Genomic DNA, 17,812 nt, shown 5'->3' with positions numbered 1-17,812 from the left:
CTTAGGGGATGTGTGGTTACCGCGACTATTCGACCAAGGGTCATAACACCAAGGTCTAGCCGAAGCAGGCCCAAACCTTGACGAAACCCGGTATCCGGACACAAAAAAACCCGCCGCAGCGGGTTCTTTTTTGAGCCGGTAAAACTTACCAGCCGGTTACTTCTTTCAGCGTCTTACCAATATCGGCCAGACTCTGACAAGTCGCAACACCAGCGTCCTGCAGTGCCGCAAATTTATCGGCCGCAGTACCCTTACCACCGGAGATGATCGCGCCGGCATGACCCATACGCTTGCCCGGAGGTGCAGTAACACCAGCAATGTAAGAAACAACAGGCTTGGTCACATTAGCTTTAATGAAAGCCGCTGCTTCCTCTTCTGCAGTACCGCCGATTTCACCGATCATAACAATGGCTTCAGTTGCCGGATCTTCCTGGAACATTTTCAGGATGTCGATAAAGTTGGAGCCCGGAATCGGGTCGCCACCAATACCAACACAGGTAGACTGGCCAAAGCCGTAGTCAGTGGTCTGCTTAACCGCTTCATAAGTCAGGGTGCCGGAACGGGAAACAATACCGACTTTACCTGGCAGGTGTATGTGACCCGGCATAATACCGATCTTACATTCTCCCGGTGTGATAACACCCGGACAGTTAGGTCCGATCAGGCGTACGCCCAGCTCGTCACACTTAACTTTCGCATCCAGCATATCCAGTGTAGGAATACCTTCAGTAATACAAACGATCAGCTTGATGCCGGCATTAGCGGCTTCAAGGATAGAGTCTTTACAGAAAGGCGCTGGTACGTAAATAACAGAAGCTTCTGCACCGGTTGCAGCAACCGCGTCTTTAACGGTATTGAATACCGGCAGGCCCAGATGCTCAGTGCCACCTTTACCCGGAGTTACACCACCAACCATTTTGGTGCCGTATGCAATCGCCTGTTCAGAGTGGAAAGTACCCTGAGCACCGGTAAAGCCCTGGCAGATCACTTTGGTGTCTTTATTGATTAAAATGCTCATGATTACCCCTTAATTGCCAGCTGCAGCTGCGACCACTTTCTGGGCTGCGCCAGTCAGGTCGGTATCCGCGATAATGTTCAGGCCGCTTTCAGTCAGAACCTTGGCGCCCACTTCAGCGTTGTTACCTTGCAGGCGAACAACCACAGGAACCTTAACACCGACTTCTTTTACAGCGCCGATCACGCCTTCAGCAATCATGTCGCAACGCACAATACCACCAAAAATATTGATGAATACGGCTTTTACTTTTTCGTCAGACAGAATGATCTTGAATGCTTCAACCACACGTTCTTTGGTTGCACCGCCACCTACGTCGAGGAAGTTAGCTGGCTGACCACCGTGCAGTTTCACGATATCCATAGTACCCATCGCCAGACCGGCACCATTCACCATGCAGCCGATGTTGCCATCCAGTGCTACGTAGTTCAGTTCCCACTCAGCAGCGTGAGCTTCACGTGCATCTTCCTGGGAAGGATCATGCATTTCCTGCAGATCTTTGTGGCGGTATACCGCGTTGCTGTCGATGTTGATCTTGGCATCCAGGCAGTGCAGATTGCCTTCAGTGGTGATAACCAGCGGGTTGATTTCCAGCAGCGCCAGATCTTTATCAACGAACAGCTTGGCCAGGCCCAGGAAGATATTGGTGAACTGCTTCACCTGATCACCTTTCAGACCCAGCTGGAATGCCAGTTCACGACCCTGATATGGCTGCGCGCCTACCAGTGGATCAATCGTGGCTTTCAGAATTTTTTCCGGAGTTTCTTCCGCAACTTTTTCAATTTCCACACCGCCCTCAGTTGAGGCCATAAATACCACACGGCGTGAAGAACGGTCGACGACCGCGCCCAGATACAGTTCCTGAGCGATATCGGTGCAGCTTTCAACCAGAATACGGCTGACCGGCTGGCCCTTTTCATCAGTCTGGTAAGTTACCAGGTTTTTACCCAGCCACTTGTTGGCAAACTCAGAGATTTCTTCTTTAGAAGAAACCAGCTTCACACCACCGGCCTTACCACGGCCACCGGCATGTACCTGAGCTTTAACAACCCAGCGGTCACCGCCAATGGTGTCGGCCGCTGCTGCAGCTTCTTCTGCAGTTTTGGCTGCCACACCTTTCGATACTGGCAGACCATACTGAGCAAAAAGCTGTTTACCCTGATATTCGTGAAGGTTCATCGCTTTCGTCCTGTTTCTCTTATTGAGTCGGGGGTTACCCAACAGCCTGTGTTAACCGGGCAGCCAATCGTGTCGGCAGTACTTACTCAGCACTCTCGCCCGGCCATAAAGCGAGGCCCGGAACTCCGGGCCAACGTATTACTTCTTCGCTTTGGTTTTACGATTCGCTTTGTGAATCGCATTGTTGTTAACGGCCAAAGCTGCTTCATGCACCGCTTCAGAAACGGTTGGGTGTGCAAACACCATCATGCCCACATCTTCAGCGCTTGAACCAAACTCCATTGCCACAACAATCTGCTGACACAGATCACCGGCATTCGGGCCAATCACACTGGCACCAAGAATACGGTCAGTTTCTGCATGGGCGATGATTTTCACAAAACCATCGGTATCCGCAGCCGCCATCGCACGGCCATTAGCTGCAAACGGGAACATACCAACGTTGTATGGTTCACCATCTGCTTTAATCTGCTCTTCTGTTTTACCAACCCAGGCAATTTCCGGGTGGGTGTAAATAACAGAAGGAATCACATCGTAATTCAGCTGTGCTTTATGGCCGGCAATACGCTCGGCAACCATCACACCTTCCTCAGATGCTTTGTGTGCCAGCATAGGACCACGCACAACATCACCAACAGCCCAGACGCCAGGAGCATCGGTGCTGCAGGTTTCGTCGACGTGAATGAAACCACGCTCGTCCATATTCACACCGCAGTCGCCACTCATCAGGCCTTCGGTGTAAGGACGACGGCCAACCGCAACGATCAGCCTGTCGAAGACTTCTTTCTTCTCACCTTCGGCATCCTGATAGGTCACCGTTACCTGCTTACCTTTTACCTCAGTACCGGTCACACGGGCACCCAGACGGATGGTCATACCCTGCTTGGTGAACAGTTTCTGCGCTTCTTTGGCAACGGTCTGGTCAACCAGATGCAGGAATTTGTCCTGCGCTTCCAGTACAACCACTTCCGCACCCAGACGGCCCCAGACACTGCCCAGTTCCAGACCAATGACACCTGCGCCAATAACGCCCAGACGTTTCGGCACTTCGCTGAATTCCAGCGCGCCGGTGGAATCGACAATAACGCCTTCGGTCAGTGGTGCTGGCGGAATATTCACCGGCACAGAACCTGTGGCAATGATCACATGCTCAGCTTCGAGGATTTCAGCAGTTCCGGCGTGACTGGTAAATTCGACCTTTTTACCAGCCAGCAATTTACCGGTACCTTCAAATGGCGTTACACCATTGGCTTTGAACAGCGTCGCCACACCCATGGTCAGGTTTTTAACGATCTGATCTTTACGCTTCAGCATCGCGGCGATATCGATATTGACTTCGCCAACGCTGATGCCGTGCAGAGACAGTTTCTCTTTGGCTTCTTCGTACTTGTGCGAAGTGTCCAGCAAGGCTTTGGAAGGAATACAGCCTACATTCAGACAGGTTCCGCCAAATACAGCCTTACCATCTTTACTCAGCCACTTATCGATACAGGCAGTGTTGAGGCCCAGTTGTGCACAACGGATAGCTGCGACATAACCGGCAGGACCACCACCGATAACGACGACATCAAACTTCTTACTCATCTTTATTTCCTTAACTATCCGATTAAATGTCTAACAGCAGACGGGCTGGATCTTCCAGCAGGTCTTTGATCGCTACCAGGAACTGCACCGCTTCTTTGCCATCAATCATACGGTGATCATATGACAGTGCGAGGTACATCATTGGCAGAATCACAACCTGACCGTTCACAGCCATCGGGCGTTCCTGAATCTTGTGCATGCCCATAATGGCCGTTTGCGGCGGATTCAGAATTGGCGTGGACATAAGGGAACCGAAAGTACCGCCGTTGGTGATGGTGAAAGTACCACCCTGCATTTCATCAATGCCCAGCTTACCGTCACGGGCACGGCCGGCGTAATCACCGATGGTGCTTTCAATTTCAGCCAGACCCATACCATCGGTATCACGCAGAATAGGTACAACCAGACCACGCTCGGTAGAAACCGCAACACCAATATCCTGATAGCCATGGTAAACCATGTCATTACCATCAATAGAAGCATTCACCGCCGGGAAGCGCTTCAGTGCTTCGGTTGCCGCCTTCACAAAGAACGACATAAAGCCCAGCTTAACGCCGTGTACTTTCTCAAACTGATCTTTGTACTTGGCACGCAGATCCATAACCGGCTTCATATTGACTTCGTTATAAGTCGTCAGCATGGCGGCATTCTGTTGTGCTTCAACCAGGCGGCGGGCAATGGTCGCACGCAGACGGGTCATAGGAACGCGCTTCTCAATACGGTCGCCTTCCGGAATCACCGGAGCCTTGGCGGCTGGTGCAGCCGCTTTGGCCGGAGCCGCCGCTGGTGCTGCTTTCGGAGCAGATTTCAGATGGTTAACCACATCTTCTTTGGTCACACGACCATCTTTACCGGTCGCGGCAATCGCTGACGCAGCGACACCGTTTTCTTCCGCAATTTTACGGGCCGCAGGGCTCATAATTACGTCGCCGGCCGCCGCAGGCTCAGCTGCCGCAGGTGCTGAAGCTTCTGCCGCAGGAGCAGCCGCCACTTCACCAGCAACGAAGACCGCAAGAACTTCGTCACTCAGTACAACATCACCCTCTTCTTTCAGCACATTTTTCAGTGTGCCATCGGCCGGAGCAACAACCTCCAGCACGACTTTATCGGTTTCAATATCCACCAACAGCTCATCACGCTGCACAGGTTCACCAGGCTTTTTATGCCAGGTAGCAACCGTGCCGTCAGCGACAGACTCAGGAAAAGTGGGTGCCTTAATTTCAATGCTCATTATGTTTTCCTTAATATTCCTGCGGTTACCTAGCCCTGGAGTCCCAGAGCGTCACGAATTAATTTTTCTTGCTGTTCAAGGTGCAGTGCCATATAGCCTGCTGCCGGAGAAGCAGAAGCTGCACGACCGGCATATTCCAGATGCAGATCAGGGTTCAGTTGTGACAATGCACGACGCATATGGTGCTGACTGCTGTACCAGGCGCCCATGTTCATTGGCTCTTCCTGAGTCCAGACAACTTCTTCAACATTGCTGTATTTAGACAGCACTTTGGCAAGCTGTTTGGCCGGGAACGGATACAGCTGCTCAATACGAACAATGGCCACATCCTTGATCTCTTCCGCACGGCGACGTTCCAGCAGGTCGTAATAAACCTTACCTGAACACAGAAGCACCCGGCGCACTGCCGCCGCTTCCAGCTCATCAACCTCATCGATCACGGTATAGAAGCGACCGCCTGCCAGCTCTTCCAGAGTACTGATCGCCAGTTTATGACGCAGCAGACTCTTCGGTGACATGACCACCAGCGGCTTACGCAGCGGACGAATTACCTGACGACGCAACATGTGATAAACCTGTGCCGGAGTAGACGGCACACAGATCTGTACGTTGTGCTCAGCACAGAGCTGCAGATAACGCTCCAGACGGGCTGAAGAGTGCTCCGGTCCCTGACCTTCATAGCCATGCGGCAGCAGCATAGTCAGGCCGCACAATCTGCCCCACTTATGTTCACCGGAAGAAATAAACTGATCGAACACCACCTGAGCACCGTTGGCAAAATCGCCGAACTGGGCTTCCCAGATAACCAGCGCGCCCGGCGTAGTGGTGGCATAACCGTATTCAAACGCCAGTACCGCCTCTTCTGACAACAGAGAGTCGTACAGATCGAAGGCTGGCTGCCCTTCCTTAACATGCTTCAGCGGAATGTAGCTGGAACCGTCTTTCTGGTTATGCAGAACCGCATGACGGTGCGAGAAAGTCCCGCGCCCTACGTCCTGGCCAGTGATACGGATCTGATGACCTTCATGCAACAAGGTTGCATAAGCCATGGTTTCCGCAAAGCCCCAGTTAATTGGCATAGCGCCCGCAGCCATACGACCACGGTCTTCAAGAATTTTGCCAACCTGGCGCTGCACCGAGAAACCTTCCGGTACTTCCAGCAGTTTGTTCGCCAGTTCCTGCAGTTGCTTCAGGTCAAAGCGGGTATCTGCACGCGCAGTCCACTCATGTCCGAGGTACGGAGTCCAGTCAACGAACAGTTCGGTATTCGGCTCTTTTACCAGACTCTTGGCAACGTGATGACCGTTATCCAGCGCCTTACGGTACTCTTCCTCCAGCTCTTTACTGCTTTCTGCGGCCAGAACACCCGCGGCAATCAGCTTATCGGAATAGAGTTCACGGGTGGTTTTCTGCGCTTTGATTTTTGCGTACATCAAAGGCTGAGTACCGGATGGTTCATCCGCTTCGTTGTGACCACGACGGCGGTAACACACCAGATCGATCACCACGTCTTTCTTGAATTCATTGCGGTAATCAACGGCCAGCTGAGTAACGAACAATACAGCTTCCGGATCATCGCCATTAACATGCAGAATCGGCGCTTCAACAATCTTGGCGACATCGGTGCAGTATTCGGTTGAACGCACGTCTTCACGCTTGGATGTTGTGAAACCAACCTGGTTGTTAATCACAATATGAATGGTGCCGCCGGTTTTGTAAGCACGGGTCTGTGACATCTGGAAGGTTTCCATCACCACACCCTGACCTGCGAACGCAGAGTCACCGTGCATAATCACAGGAACCACTTTTTCTCCGGTCTTGTCATTACGGCGATCCTGACGGGCACGCACTGACCCCTCAACCACAGGAGAAACAATTTCCAGGTGAGACGGGTTGAAAGCAAGTGCCAGATGCACTTCGCCACCGGATGTCATTACGTTGGATGAGAAGCCCTGGTGATACTTCACATCGCCGTGGGATTCGTAATGCACCTTACCGTCAAATTCATCAAACAGATCGGACGTCTTTTTACCCAGAGTATTAATCAGCGTGTTCAGTCGGCCACGGTGTGCCATACCGATAACAATTTCTTTGGCGCCGTAGGTTCCGCTGCGCTGGATCAGCTCGTCCATCAGCGGAATAAGGCTCTCACCACCTTCCAGACCAAAACGCTTAACCCCCGGATAACGGGAACCCAGATATTTTTCCAGACCTTCGGCAGCCGTTAAACGCTCGAGCAGATGGAGTTTAACTTCATCGCCGAATTTAGGATGGGCGCGCACGCTTTCCAGTCGCTGCTGGAACCAGCGCTGTTCTGCTGTGTTTACGATGTGCATATATTCGGCACCAACGGTACCGCAATAGGTCGTTTCCAGCGCCGCAAGAATATCGCTCAGCGTCGCTTCGTCCTGACCAATAAACAAAGAGCCGGTCTGGAAAACGGTATCCAGATCGGCCCGGGATAAACCATGAAACGTCAGATCAAGATCCGGGACTTTCTGACGTTCCATCAGATCGAGCGGGTCCAGCCTGGCATGCTGATGACCACGGCCACGATAGGCATTGATCAGCTGCAGTACCTGAACCTGCTTACGTTCATGATCAGAGCTGACGGATCCCTGAGATACAGGACGGGAGCGGCGCTGATTTTTGGAAATAAGAAGAAACTGTTCCCGAATGGGCTTATGGGGAGTATCTACGGAATTGTTTTCGTCGACGCGTGGTAACTGATCAAAATAATTGCGCCACTCTTCCGGAACCTCATTGGGGTCTTTGAGGTAGGTTTCAAAGAGCTCCTCCATATAAGCAACGTTACCTCCCGCTAACTGAGAGGTGCTCCAAAGTTGCTCCATTGTCTGCTCGTGCATGTACGACCACCCTGTTTTTGAATAAACGAGGGAAATCACCCACAGAGTGTACGCACCGACTCTAGCGCTAGGCAGGTTAGAGGGCCGACCGGATAGATCGCAAGGCCTCTGAGGTGAACCGGGGATTCCCCGCTCCCTCAACTAAAAATTCAGCTTAGTAAAAAATAGAACTTTGTGAGGTCTATTTTTGAAAAATTGTCAACGTAAGTGGACTGTGTGTCCAGCCCACTTACGTCTAATACCACCGGTCGTCAGTGGTGCTATTCCTATAATTGCTGGGATAACAGCATATTACGGATGTGACCAATGGCACGCGTTGGATTCAATCCTTTCGGGCACACATTGACACAATTCATGATGCCACGGCAACGGAAAACACTGAATGGATCACTCAATTCCGCCAATCGTTCCTGTGTCATCGTATCGCGGCTATCCGCCAGGAAGCGGTAAGCCTGCAACAGACCAGCCGGACCGACAAACTTGTCCGGATTCCACCAGAAAGACGGACAGGAAGTAGAACAGCATGCACAGAGAATACACTCGTACAGACCATCCAGTTTTTCCCGCTCCTCAGGGCTCTGCAGACGCTCGATAGCCGGAGCTGGCGTGTTGTTCACCAGGTAAGGCTTGATCTTCTCGTACTGCTTGTAGAACAGCGCCATGTCGATCACAAGGTCACGGATTACAGGCATACCTGGCAGCGGGCGCAGAACCAGCTTATCCATCTTGCCCTTAGTGGCTTCTGAGATCGGGGTAATACAGGCCAGACCGTTCTTACCGTTAATGTTCATACCATCTGAACCACACACACCCTCACGGCATGAGCGACGGAAAGCCAGAGTCGGATCCTGCTCTTTAACCAGAGCCAGAACATCCAGAATCATCACATCCTTATTGCCAGGTACGTTAATTTCGTAGTCCTGCATGTAAGGAGCCTGATCTTTCTCCGGATTGTAGCGATATACACTCACTAACATTTCAATACTCCCCTATTAATAAGTACGGACTTTCGGAGGGAACGCTGCCACTGTCTTAGGAGCAAAGTTCACCGCACGCTTGCCGATGGTCTTGGTTTGCGGGAAGTACAATGAGTGGCACAGCCAGTTCTCATCGTCACGTTCGGTATAGTCGTTACGGGCGTGCGCACCGCGCGACTCTTTACGCTCAATCGCAGCAACTGCGGTTGCATAAGCGGTCTCGAACAGGTTGTCCAGCTCCAGCGCTTCGATACGGGCAGTATTGAACGGTCCGCTCTTGTCTTCGAGCATGGTGTTCTTAACGCGCTCACCAATTTCGTCGAGCATCGCCAGACCTTTTTCCATGCTTGGGCCTTCACGGAATACACCGAAGTACAGCTGCATGGTTTTCTGCAGATCTGCACGCACAGCAGCCACAGACTCACCGGAAGTCGTGTTATTCAGACGATTCAGACGAGCCATTGCACGTTCGATATCTTCTTCAGAAGCATCAACAGATTCGAAGCCTTCTTTGAAGCTCTTCTCTACCTGCAGACCAACCGCACGACCAAACACCACCAGATCCAGCAGCGAGTTACCACCCAGACGGTTGGCACCATGCACAGATACACAAGCAATTTCGCCGGCAGCATACAGACCTTCAACAACAACATCGTTGCCGTTTTCGTCCTGAGTCAGTGCCTGACCACCGATATTGGTTGGAATACCACCCATCATGTAGTGACAGGTTGGCACAACCGGAATCGGCTCTTTTACCGGATCAGCGTGTGCAAAGGTACGGGACAGCTCAAGAATACCCGGCAGCTTGGCATTCAGGGTTTCTTCACCCAGATGATCCAGCTTCAGGAATACGTGATCACCGTCTTCACCACAACCACGGCCTTCCAGAATTTCCAGAACCATAGAACGGGCAACAACGTCACGACCGGCAAGGTCTTTGGCGTTAGGGGCGTAACGCTCCATGAAGCGCTCACCGTCTTTGTTTACCAGGTAGCCACCCTCACCACGACAGCCTTCTGTTACCAGAACGCCCGCACCGGCAATACCGGTTGGGTGGAACTGCCACATTTCCATATCCTGCATCGGCACGCCGGCACGGATCGCCATACCAACACCGTCACCGGTATTGATCAGGGCATTGGTTGTGGACTGATAGATACGACCGGCACCGCCGGTTGCCAGAACAGTAGCTTTGGCTTTCAGGTACAGGGTTTCGCCGCTTTCGATATCGATCGCGATCACACCAGCAACCTGACCTTTGGCGTTTTTAACCAGATCAACGGCATACCATTCGTTCAGGAAGGTAGTACCGCCCTTCAGGTTACCCTGATACAGAGCATGCAACAGAGCATGACCGGTACGGTCAGCGGCGGCACAGGTACGGGCTGCCTGAGTCGGGTTATCCGGACCTTTGGACTGGCCACCGAAAGGACGCTGGTAAATACGGCCTTCTTCAGTACGGGAGAATGGCAGACCCATATGCTCCAGTTCGAAAACAGCCTGCGGACCTACTGAACACATATATTCAATAGCATCCTGGTCACCGATATAGTCTGAACCTTTAACGGTGTCATACATGTGCCAGCGCCAATCATCATTGGGATCCGCTGACGCAATCGCACAGGTGATACCACCCTGCGCTGAAACAGTGTGCGAACGGGTCGGGAAAACCTTAGTCACACATGCAGTCTTGATGCCTGCTTCGGTCAACTGCAGCGCAGCACGCATACCCGCGCCACCACCACCGATTACGATGGCATCGAAGGACATGGTTCTGATTTTTGACATGACTTACACACTCCAGAGAATGTCGATACCCCAAACCAGGTAAACGAACAGGAATCCTGCGCATACCAGCTGGAACGCAAAACGGATTGCGGCGGCTTTGAGATAGTCAGTTGAAATAGTCCACATACCTACCCAGGCATGTGCACAGATTGAGATCAGGGCAGCCAGACTGAATACTTTCATCCAGGTCTGAGCAAACAGGCCCTGCCATTGTCCATACTGCAGATCTGGAGAGGCGATCAGGAAGCCCAGCAGAAACAGAGTGTAAAGCGCAAGAATGACCGCACTCAGACGCTGGACAACCCAGTCATACAGGCCACTACGGCCTAAATTGGTGACACTTGCTACCATACCCAAACTCCTGCCAGAACGATTACGATCACGCCAAGCACCAGGGTAATGATGGCTCCGGTACGACCGCCTTCTTTGGTTTCACCAATTCCCATATCCATCAACAGGTGCTTAACGCCCGCTACCAGGTGGTAACCCAGTGCCGACAAAATGCCCCAGGTGATGAATTTAACCAAACCGTTATCAAACACCGACTTCAGTTCAGCAAAGCTTTCTTCTGACTCCAGGGATGCTGCCAACGCACACAGCATAAATGCTACAGCGAAGAACAGGATGAAACCTGAGATACGGTGAATGATGGACGCCTTAGCGGGAAGTGGGAGCTCAATAGTAGTCAGATCTAAATTTGTAGGTCTATTGCTATTCACGGCTCTTACACTCTTATTTGGGCTTAACACCACCCCGGAAAGGGCAAGTTAAGCGCAGGCTCAAGAAGATACCCGAACCCCTGTACAAGGTTTGCACAAGTTTCGGGTCGCGACAAATTATAGTCACCACCCCGTTGATTTACAAACAGTCTGCGCCGCTATTACGCAGGCTGAACATAAATGCAACAGATACGGTGACATTTCCGCAGCAGGACTATACTAGACGCGGCTGCTTATGGCTGCTCGACCGCTGGGTAATTGACAAACGGAGTTCAGAACCTATAGTTGTGCCCTTTCTTTTTAGGTCCGCCTTATATTTAAGGCTAAATTTTGAACAGCAGGAGGCCTATCCATGGCTGACAAAAAAGCAACACTGAAAGTTGACGGCATAGAAGAAACTCTGGAACTTCCGGTTTACGAAGGCTCTCTGGGACCTGATGTTGTCGACGTTCGCAGCCTCTCCGGCAAAGGCCTTTTTACCTATGATCCGGGCTTCATGTCGACCGCCGCTACAGAATCCAAAATCACCTATATTGATGGCGCTGCCGGTGTTCTGCTGCACCGTGGCTATCCGATCGATCAACTGGCGGAAAAATCCGACTATCTGGAAACCTGTTACCTGCTGCTGCACGGCGAGCTGCCAACAGCACAGGAAAAAGAAACCTTCGTTAACACCATCAAAAACCACACCATGGTGCACGAGCAGCTGAGCCATTTCTTTAATGGTTTCCGCCGCGATGCTCACCCAATGGCTGTTATGTGTGGTGTGGTCGGCGCACTTTCTGCGTTTTACCACGACTCTCTGGATATCCACGATGAACATCACCGTGTTGTATCTGCACACCGCCTGATTGCAAAAATGCCAACTTTGGCAGCCATGGTTTACAAATACTCCATCGGCCAGCCGTTCATGTACCCACGCAATGAACTGAGCTACTCCGAAAACTTCCTGCACATGATGTTCAATACTCCATGTGACGAGAAGAAAATCAGCCCTGTTCTGGCCAAAGCAATGGACCGTATCTTCCTGCTGCACGCCGACCACGAACAGAATGCATCGACATCAACAGTTCGTCTGGCTGGCTCTACCGGTGCCAACCCATTCGCCTGTATCGCATCCGGCATTGCAGCACTGTGGGGCCCTGCTCACGGTGGCGCTAACGAAGCCGTACTGAACATGCTGACGGAAATCGGTGACGAGTCCAACATCGACAAGTTCATCGCCAAAGCGAAAGATAAAGAAGATCCATTCCGTCTGATGGGCTTCGGCCACCGCGTTTACAAGAACTTCGATCCGCGCGCCAAGGTTATGAAACAGACCTGTGATGAAGTTCTGGCCGAGCTGGGCATGGAAGATGATCCACTGCTGAAAATCGCCATGAAGCTGGAAAAAATCGCAACCGAAGACGAGTACTTCGTGAAGCGTGGCCTGTACCCGAACGTAGATTTCTACTCTGGTATCATCCTGAAAGCGATTGGCATCCCGACCGAGATGTTCACCGTAATCTTCGCCACCGGCCGCACCCCAGGCTGGATTGCACACTGGAACGAGATGATCAGCAGCGATTACCGCATTGGTCGTCCACGTCAGCTGTACACTGGCCACCCAAAACGTGACTACCCGGGCTAACCGGTTAGTTGTAAAAAAGCCGCTCACTGAGCGGCTTTTTTATTTCTGCTACAGGAGACTCCAATGGCAACACTGGCATTTATCGGACTTGGCAACATGGGTTACCCAATGGCAGGCCATCTTGCCAATCATGGCCACTCTGTCAGGGTGTACAACCGCACCCCTGCCCGCACTGCGCAGTGGCTCAGCGAATATCAGGGTGAGGGCTTTGATAACATCAGCCATACCGTCCGCCATTGTGATGCGGTTATTCTCTGCGTCGGCCGCGATGATGATGTTCGCGATATTCTGACCGGCCAGCACAACGCCATCGCGGCAATGAATCCCGGCACATTAATCATTGATCACACCACCACCTCAGCCCATCTGGCGGAAGAGATGGCATCAGCCGCCAAAAACGCAGGGCTGCGTTTCAGCGATGCACCGGTATCCGGCGGCCAGCAAGGCGCCATCAATGGCCAACTTAGTCTGATGGTAGGCTGCGACTCCCGTGATTACGATGAAATCCAACGCCTCACCGCCGCCTACACCCGCACCATTGAGCGCATGGGAGAGATCGGCAGCGGCCAGAAAACCAAAATGGTCAATCAGATCTGTGTCGCCGGACTGATACAAGCCCTGGCCGAAGGCCTGCACTTCGCCGAGAAAGCGGGTTTGGATCGTGACAAAGTGATGAGCGTGATTTCTCAGGGAGCCGCAGGAAGCTGGCAGATGAGCAACCGTCATCAAACAATGATTGCCGGCGAGTACCAACATGGCTTTGCCATTGACTGGATGCGTAAAGATCTGGATATCTGCCTCGAGGAAGCACACCGCAGCAACACCGAACTTCCTGTTACCGCACTGGTTAATCACTATTATCAGGAGCTGCAATCCATGGGCGCCGGCAGACTGGATACCTCCGCCCTGCTGCTGCGACTGCAGAACAAAGACGAAAGCTGATCGCAGGCAACCCTCAGATTCTCATCTATGCTTGAAGCAGTCGCAAAAATGAGAATCTGAATGAGCCAACAACAGCGCCACACTCTGGGTGGATATGGGAAAACCACTAATCATGAAGTTGACTGGAGCCAGGTAGGTGAAACCCTGACCATGCTGGCTCTCGCGATCGCCCAGATCGACACCTCGCTGCACGAGGGAAACCAGTCCATTAACAAACTGACCACCAGCTTTACAGCAATGGCTGATAATTCTCAGAAACTGGTTCAGCTAGCCGCCTCTCAGGAAGAAAATTTGTCAGAAAAAACCGGAGCAATCGCTACCGAGCTGCAGCAGGAAATCCAACAGGCGATTATTGCTTTTCAGTTTTATGATCGCCTGACCCAGCGCCTTGAACATGTCGGCGAAAGCCTTGAGCGCATGGGGCACTTAATCGGCAATGCAGAACAACGCTACAAGGCCAATGCCTGGAATAATTTGCAGCAACACATCAAAAGCAACTACACCATGGAAGCCGAACGGATTATGTTCGAACACATCATGGCCGGCCACTCCGTTGCCGAAGCTCTGGAGATTTACCACCACCACTTTAATAAGCAGACTGAAGAAACCTTCGGAACTAACGACGATATTGAATTATTCTGACCGCTTCCAGCGGCCAGTATTCAATCCGAAAAACGCTCTGTAAGCTCATCGCCGACACATAGCCGCTGAAGACCGGAAACCAGAGCGTTCTGGCCAAATATAATTTTGCCATCGATACGGCAAAGCGCTTTCAGTGCATCCATCACATCACCTTCGCGCTCAAGAGTTTCCATATTACGCGTTGGAATCACACAACGCTGACAGGGCTTGCGGATATCCAGCAGCCCATCTTTGTGCTCCAGCGCCTGCCAGCGACGCTCTGCAAATGCCCCCACACCACTGACAACAATATTGGGCCGGAAGCGTTCAATCGCCAGCGGGCGCCCTATGCAATCAGACAAAGCTGCGAGACTGCTTTCCGTCGCCACCAGCACAGGAAAACCATCAGCAAAACTGACCCATTGCCCGGGATCAGCATAACGCAAGTCCACCTGTCGCTGACTGTTTTGCGGCAAACGCACAAGGCGGCAACGGATACCTAAAACCGAAGAAAACCAGTCTGCAGCTTCATCACCACAATCTTCTGCGGCGAGAGTATCGCTCCAGACAGTGACAGTCTTGCAGGGTGCATCCGCATCAGACAGCGGCACCAGCAAAGCAGGCTGGTCAGCGGCTTCAACGCGCAACAGCGTTTCGCCCGGCACAGGATAAATATGTGCCATCTTCGGCTGCTGGCGCTGGGTAATAAAATTACCCTGCTCATCCACCAGCAAGAAACGGCGGTCTCCCGCCGGGCCATATTCATCAAACACCAGCTGTTCGACCTCAACCGGTGCGCATGATTTGATCGGGTAAATAAATAAACGCGAAACCTGTGGCATACCGCCTCCTTGATTGCAGCCACTCTAATAGATCGGTCAATGACAGACAACCAGACATCACCGGAGTAAACGCAGTTACGGCAATCAATAAAAAAGCGCCCGACCGGGCGCTTTTAAACAGACGATCACCCGTTATTACTCTGGCCGTGGCGGCATATGCATTTTTTCCCGCATCAGACGCTGAACCTCTTTTGCCATTGCCTCCGGAGCAAACTTCGACAAAAACCCGTTACATCCGACTTTTTCAACCATCGCTTTATTGAAATTGCCAGACAAAGATGTGTGCAGAATAACAAAAGTATCCTTCAGTTCCGGGTCGCGGCGAATCTCGGTTGTCAGCATATAGCCATCCATCTCTGGCATTTCCGCATCGGTAATAATCATCACCAGATTATTATGGATATCCCGGCCTTCTTCTTTCCAGTGCATCAACAACTGATAAGCTTCAAGGCCATTATTGGCTTCAATAATATTCAGCCCCATAGGTTCCAGAACCTGCCGCATCTGCTGAATAGCAACATGGGAGTCATCAACAATCAGAATGTCTTTACCCCGTACTTTTTCCAGCAACTCATCATCGTAAGCATCAGCCGAAAGCACCGAGTTATAAGGGGCAATTTCGGCGAGAACCTTTTCCACATCGATAATTTCGACAATGCGGTCATCAATGCGGGTAATGGCCGTCAGGTAATGCTGCCGCCCGGCTCCGCCAGGAGGGGGCAGAATTTCGCTCCAGTTCATATTCACAATACGATCAACCCCTCCAACCAGAAAGGCCTGTACCGTCATGTTGTACTCAGTGACAATGATGGTCGCATCTTCTTCATTCAGCTTCAGCGGCCCCATCTGAATGGCATGACGCAGATCGACGACAGGCACAGTCTGCCCGCGCAGATGCGTTACCCCACGCACCACCGGATGGCGGTCCGGAATACGGGTAAGGCGCGGCATGCGCATCACTTCCTGCACTTTAAACACATTGATGGCAAAGTGCTGTGAGCCACCAAGATGAAACAACAGCAGTTCCAGCCGGTTCTGCCCAACTAGCTTGGTACGGGCATCAACACTACTCAGAACCCCGCTCATATCACACTCCAATAACCGTTCTTTACCAAAGTGTAGCTAAGCGCAATAAAAACGCATGGAAATAGTGTCTACACTTAAGACTGAAAATCAGGGACATCGTATGGACAAAACAGATCCTCCACTGCTGGCGCGCCAACCCATTCTGGACACCAGTCTGAAAGTGGTCGGTTATGAGCTTCTGTGCCGGCCGCTGCCGGAAGACACTCTGGCCTGGCAGAATGAACATGGCGACCGGGCTACCAGCGAAGTTATGATCAGCGCGTTCAACGATATAGGCATAGACCTTGTTACCGGCGGCCTGCCTGCGTTTATCAATTTCACCAGTCACTGGCTGCACAATCCGCCGATTATGCCGGCCAACAGCCTGGTTGCTGAGTTGCTGGAATATATCCCGGCAAACGAAGACAATCTGGCCGCGCTCCGCAAACTGAAGAAACTGCGTTACAGGATTGCCCTTGATGATTATCAGGGTGACGAAGAGCAAACGGCTTTATTCCCGTTAATTGATATCGTAAAGGTCGATATCCGCCGCCTGCCGGATCTGAATCAGCTGCCAGAGCTGATACGCAAACACCAGCACCATAACCTGCAATGGCTGGCGGAAAAGGTTGAAACGCGGGAGGAATACCGTTTATGCCGGGAAGCAGGCTGCACCCTGTTTCAGGGCTACTTTTTCAGCCATCCCGACAATGTCTACGGCAAACGCCTGCCCGACAACCAGATAGCGGTTCTGCAGTTATTGCAGATTCTTAATGACCCGGACAGCAGCATCGAGGATGTCGCAGCCATTCTGCAGACCGACCCTCAACTCAGCTACAAGCTGCTGCAGATCGTTAACTCTGCGGCCGTCGGACTCGCCCGTGAGGTCACGTCCATCTCCAGGGCCATCGTACTGGCCGGTCTTGATCGCCTGAAAGCATGGGCCAATCTTATCGCCCTTGGTCGCCTGCAGGACAAACCGGCGGTATTACGCGAACAAGCCGTCGTCCGCGCCCTGCTGTGCAAGGCACTGGTTTTTTCCTGGCCAGACCTGGACGATGAAACCGCCTTTACTATCGGCCTGTTTTCCCTGCTGGACGCATTTCTTGACCGCCCGTTGGCAGAAATCTGCGAACGCCTGCGCCTGCCTGCAGAACTGACTTCAGCCCTGACAGAACACTCTGGCGATTATGGTTTTATTCTGGCCACGACAATCAGTATGGAACAGGGACGCTGGGATGATATTGAATGGGATGTGCTGCAGGGGCTGGGCATCAGCCCTGCGCAAATTGAATGGCATTACCTGAATGCGTTGCAAACAGCCAACACCCTGCTGCAATCCAGCAGCTGAG

The 17,812-nt window shown here is 52.1% G+C and carries 15 protein-coding genes; 4 read left to right on the top strand and 11 right to left on the bottom strand.

All coding sequences use genetic code 11. The features are described 5' to 3' along the window. Nucleotides 1-145: 145 nt before the first annotated feature. From sucD to sdhC, 9 genes are all read right to left on the bottom strand, one after another. A complete protein-coding gene (gene sucD, locus HUF19_RS07945; RefSeq protein WP_225691984.1) occupies nucleotides 146-1,018 on the bottom strand; it encodes a succinate--CoA ligase subunit alpha in 873 nt (290 codons plus the stop codon). Between the two features lie 9 nt (nucleotides 1,019-1,027). Then, nucleotides 1,028-2,194 (bottom strand): ADP-forming succinate--CoA ligase subunit beta, encoded by a 1,167-nt coding sequence (sucC, locus tag HUF19_RS07940; RefSeq protein WP_225691983.1) that lies wholly within the window; start codon nucleotides 2,192-2,194, stop codon nucleotides 1,028-1,030. Between the two features lie 138 nt (nucleotides 2,195-2,332). After that, nucleotides 2,333-3,778 (bottom strand): dihydrolipoyl dehydrogenase, encoded by a 1,446-nt coding sequence (gene lpdA, locus HUF19_RS07935; RefSeq protein ID WP_260999278.1) that lies wholly within the window; start codon nucleotides 3,776-3,778, stop codon nucleotides 2,333-2,335. Nucleotides 3,779-3,800: 22 nt separating this feature from the next. Continuing rightward, on the bottom strand, nucleotides 3,801-5,009 hold the full coding sequence (odhB, locus tag HUF19_RS07930; RefSeq protein WP_260999277.1) for a 2-oxoglutarate dehydrogenase complex dihydrolipoyllysine-residue succinyltransferase: 1,209 nt from the start codon (nucleotides 5,007-5,009) through the stop codon (nucleotides 3,801-3,803). A gap of 29 nt (nucleotides 5,010-5,038) precedes the next feature. Beyond that, on the bottom strand, nucleotides 5,039-7,876 hold the full coding sequence (locus HUF19_RS07925) for a 2-oxoglutarate dehydrogenase E1 component (protein WP_260999276.1): 2,838 nt from the start codon (nucleotides 7,874-7,876) through the stop codon (nucleotides 5,039-5,041). Nucleotides 7,877-8,142: 266 nt separating this feature from the next. Continuing rightward, entirely contained in the window at nucleotides 8,143-8,853 is a 711-nt protein-coding gene (locus HUF19_RS07920) for a succinate dehydrogenase iron-sulfur subunit (RefSeq protein WP_260999275.1), read from the bottom strand. 15 nt (nucleotides 8,854-8,868) lie between these two features. Continuing rightward, entirely contained in the window at nucleotides 8,869-10,641 is a 1,773-nt protein-coding gene (gene sdhA, locus HUF19_RS07915) for a succinate dehydrogenase flavoprotein subunit (RefSeq protein ID WP_260999274.1), read from the bottom strand. A 3-nt stretch (nucleotides 10,642-10,644) separates the two neighbouring features. After that, nucleotides 10,645-10,992: a succinate dehydrogenase, hydrophobic membrane anchor protein gene (sdhD, locus tag HUF19_RS07910; protein ID WP_260999273.1), complete on the bottom strand. Its 348-nt coding sequence runs from the start codon at nucleotides 10,990-10,992 to the stop codon at nucleotides 10,645-10,647. Further along, the gene (gene sdhC / locus HUF19_RS07905; protein WP_260999272.1) at nucleotides 10,986-11,360 is read right to left on the bottom strand and encodes a succinate dehydrogenase, cytochrome b556 subunit; all 375 of its coding nucleotides are present in this window, start codon (nucleotides 11,358-11,360) and stop codon (nucleotides 10,986-10,988) included. The genes sdhD and sdhC overlap by 7 nt, the downstream gene beginning before the upstream one ends. Nucleotides 11,361-11,712: 352 nt before the next feature. Here sdhC and gltA point away from each other — a divergent pair, with 352 nt between their 5' ends. From gltA to HUF19_RS07890, 3 genes are all read left to right on the top strand, one after another. Continuing rightward, the gene (gltA, locus tag HUF19_RS07900; protein WP_260999271.1) at nucleotides 11,713-12,990 is read left to right on the top strand and encodes a citrate synthase; all 1,278 of its coding nucleotides are present in this window, start codon (nucleotides 11,713-11,715) and stop codon (nucleotides 12,988-12,990) included. Nucleotides 12,991-13,053: 63 nt separating this feature from the next. Further along, nucleotides 13,054-13,932 (top strand): NAD(P)-dependent oxidoreductase, encoded by an 879-nt coding sequence (locus HUF19_RS07895; protein WP_260999270.1) that lies wholly within the window; start codon nucleotides 13,054-13,056, stop codon nucleotides 13,930-13,932. Nucleotides 13,933-13,992: 60 nt separating this feature from the next. After that, the gene (locus HUF19_RS07890; RefSeq protein WP_260999269.1) at nucleotides 13,993-14,574 is read left to right on the top strand and encodes a hypothetical protein; all 582 of its coding nucleotides are present in this window, start codon (nucleotides 13,993-13,995) and stop codon (nucleotides 14,572-14,574) included. A gap of 20 nt (nucleotides 14,575-14,594) precedes the next feature. Here HUF19_RS07890 and HUF19_RS07885 read toward each other — a convergent pair whose 3' ends face one another. Further along, nucleotides 14,595-15,395, bottom strand: a complete 801-nt coding sequence (locus HUF19_RS07885; RefSeq protein ID WP_260999268.1) for an MOSC domain-containing protein — start codon at nucleotides 15,393-15,395, stop codon at nucleotides 14,595-14,597. A gap of 135 nt (nucleotides 15,396-15,530) precedes the next feature. Continuing rightward, entirely contained in the window at nucleotides 15,531-16,481 is a 951-nt protein-coding gene (locus HUF19_RS07880) for a chemotaxis protein CheV (RefSeq protein ID WP_260999267.1), read from the bottom strand. A 100-nt stretch (nucleotides 16,482-16,581) separates the two neighbouring features. Between HUF19_RS07880 and HUF19_RS07875 the strand changes: the two genes are divergently transcribed. After that, nucleotides 16,582-17,811 (top strand): EAL and HDOD domain-containing protein, encoded by a 1,230-nt coding sequence (locus HUF19_RS07875; RefSeq protein ID WP_260999266.1) that lies wholly within the window; start codon nucleotides 16,582-16,584, stop codon nucleotides 17,809-17,811. The last annotated feature ends 1 nt before the right edge of the window (nucleotide 17,812 follow it).

Source organism: Thalassolituus hydrocarboniclasticus (assembly GCF_025345565.1).
In the GTDB taxonomy this organism is placed as follows: Bacteria; Pseudomonadota; Gammaproteobacteria; order Pseudomonadales; family Oceanobacteraceae; genus Venatoribacter; species Venatoribacter hydrocarboniclasticus.
This window is presented reverse-complemented; position numbering and strand designations above follow the sequence as displayed.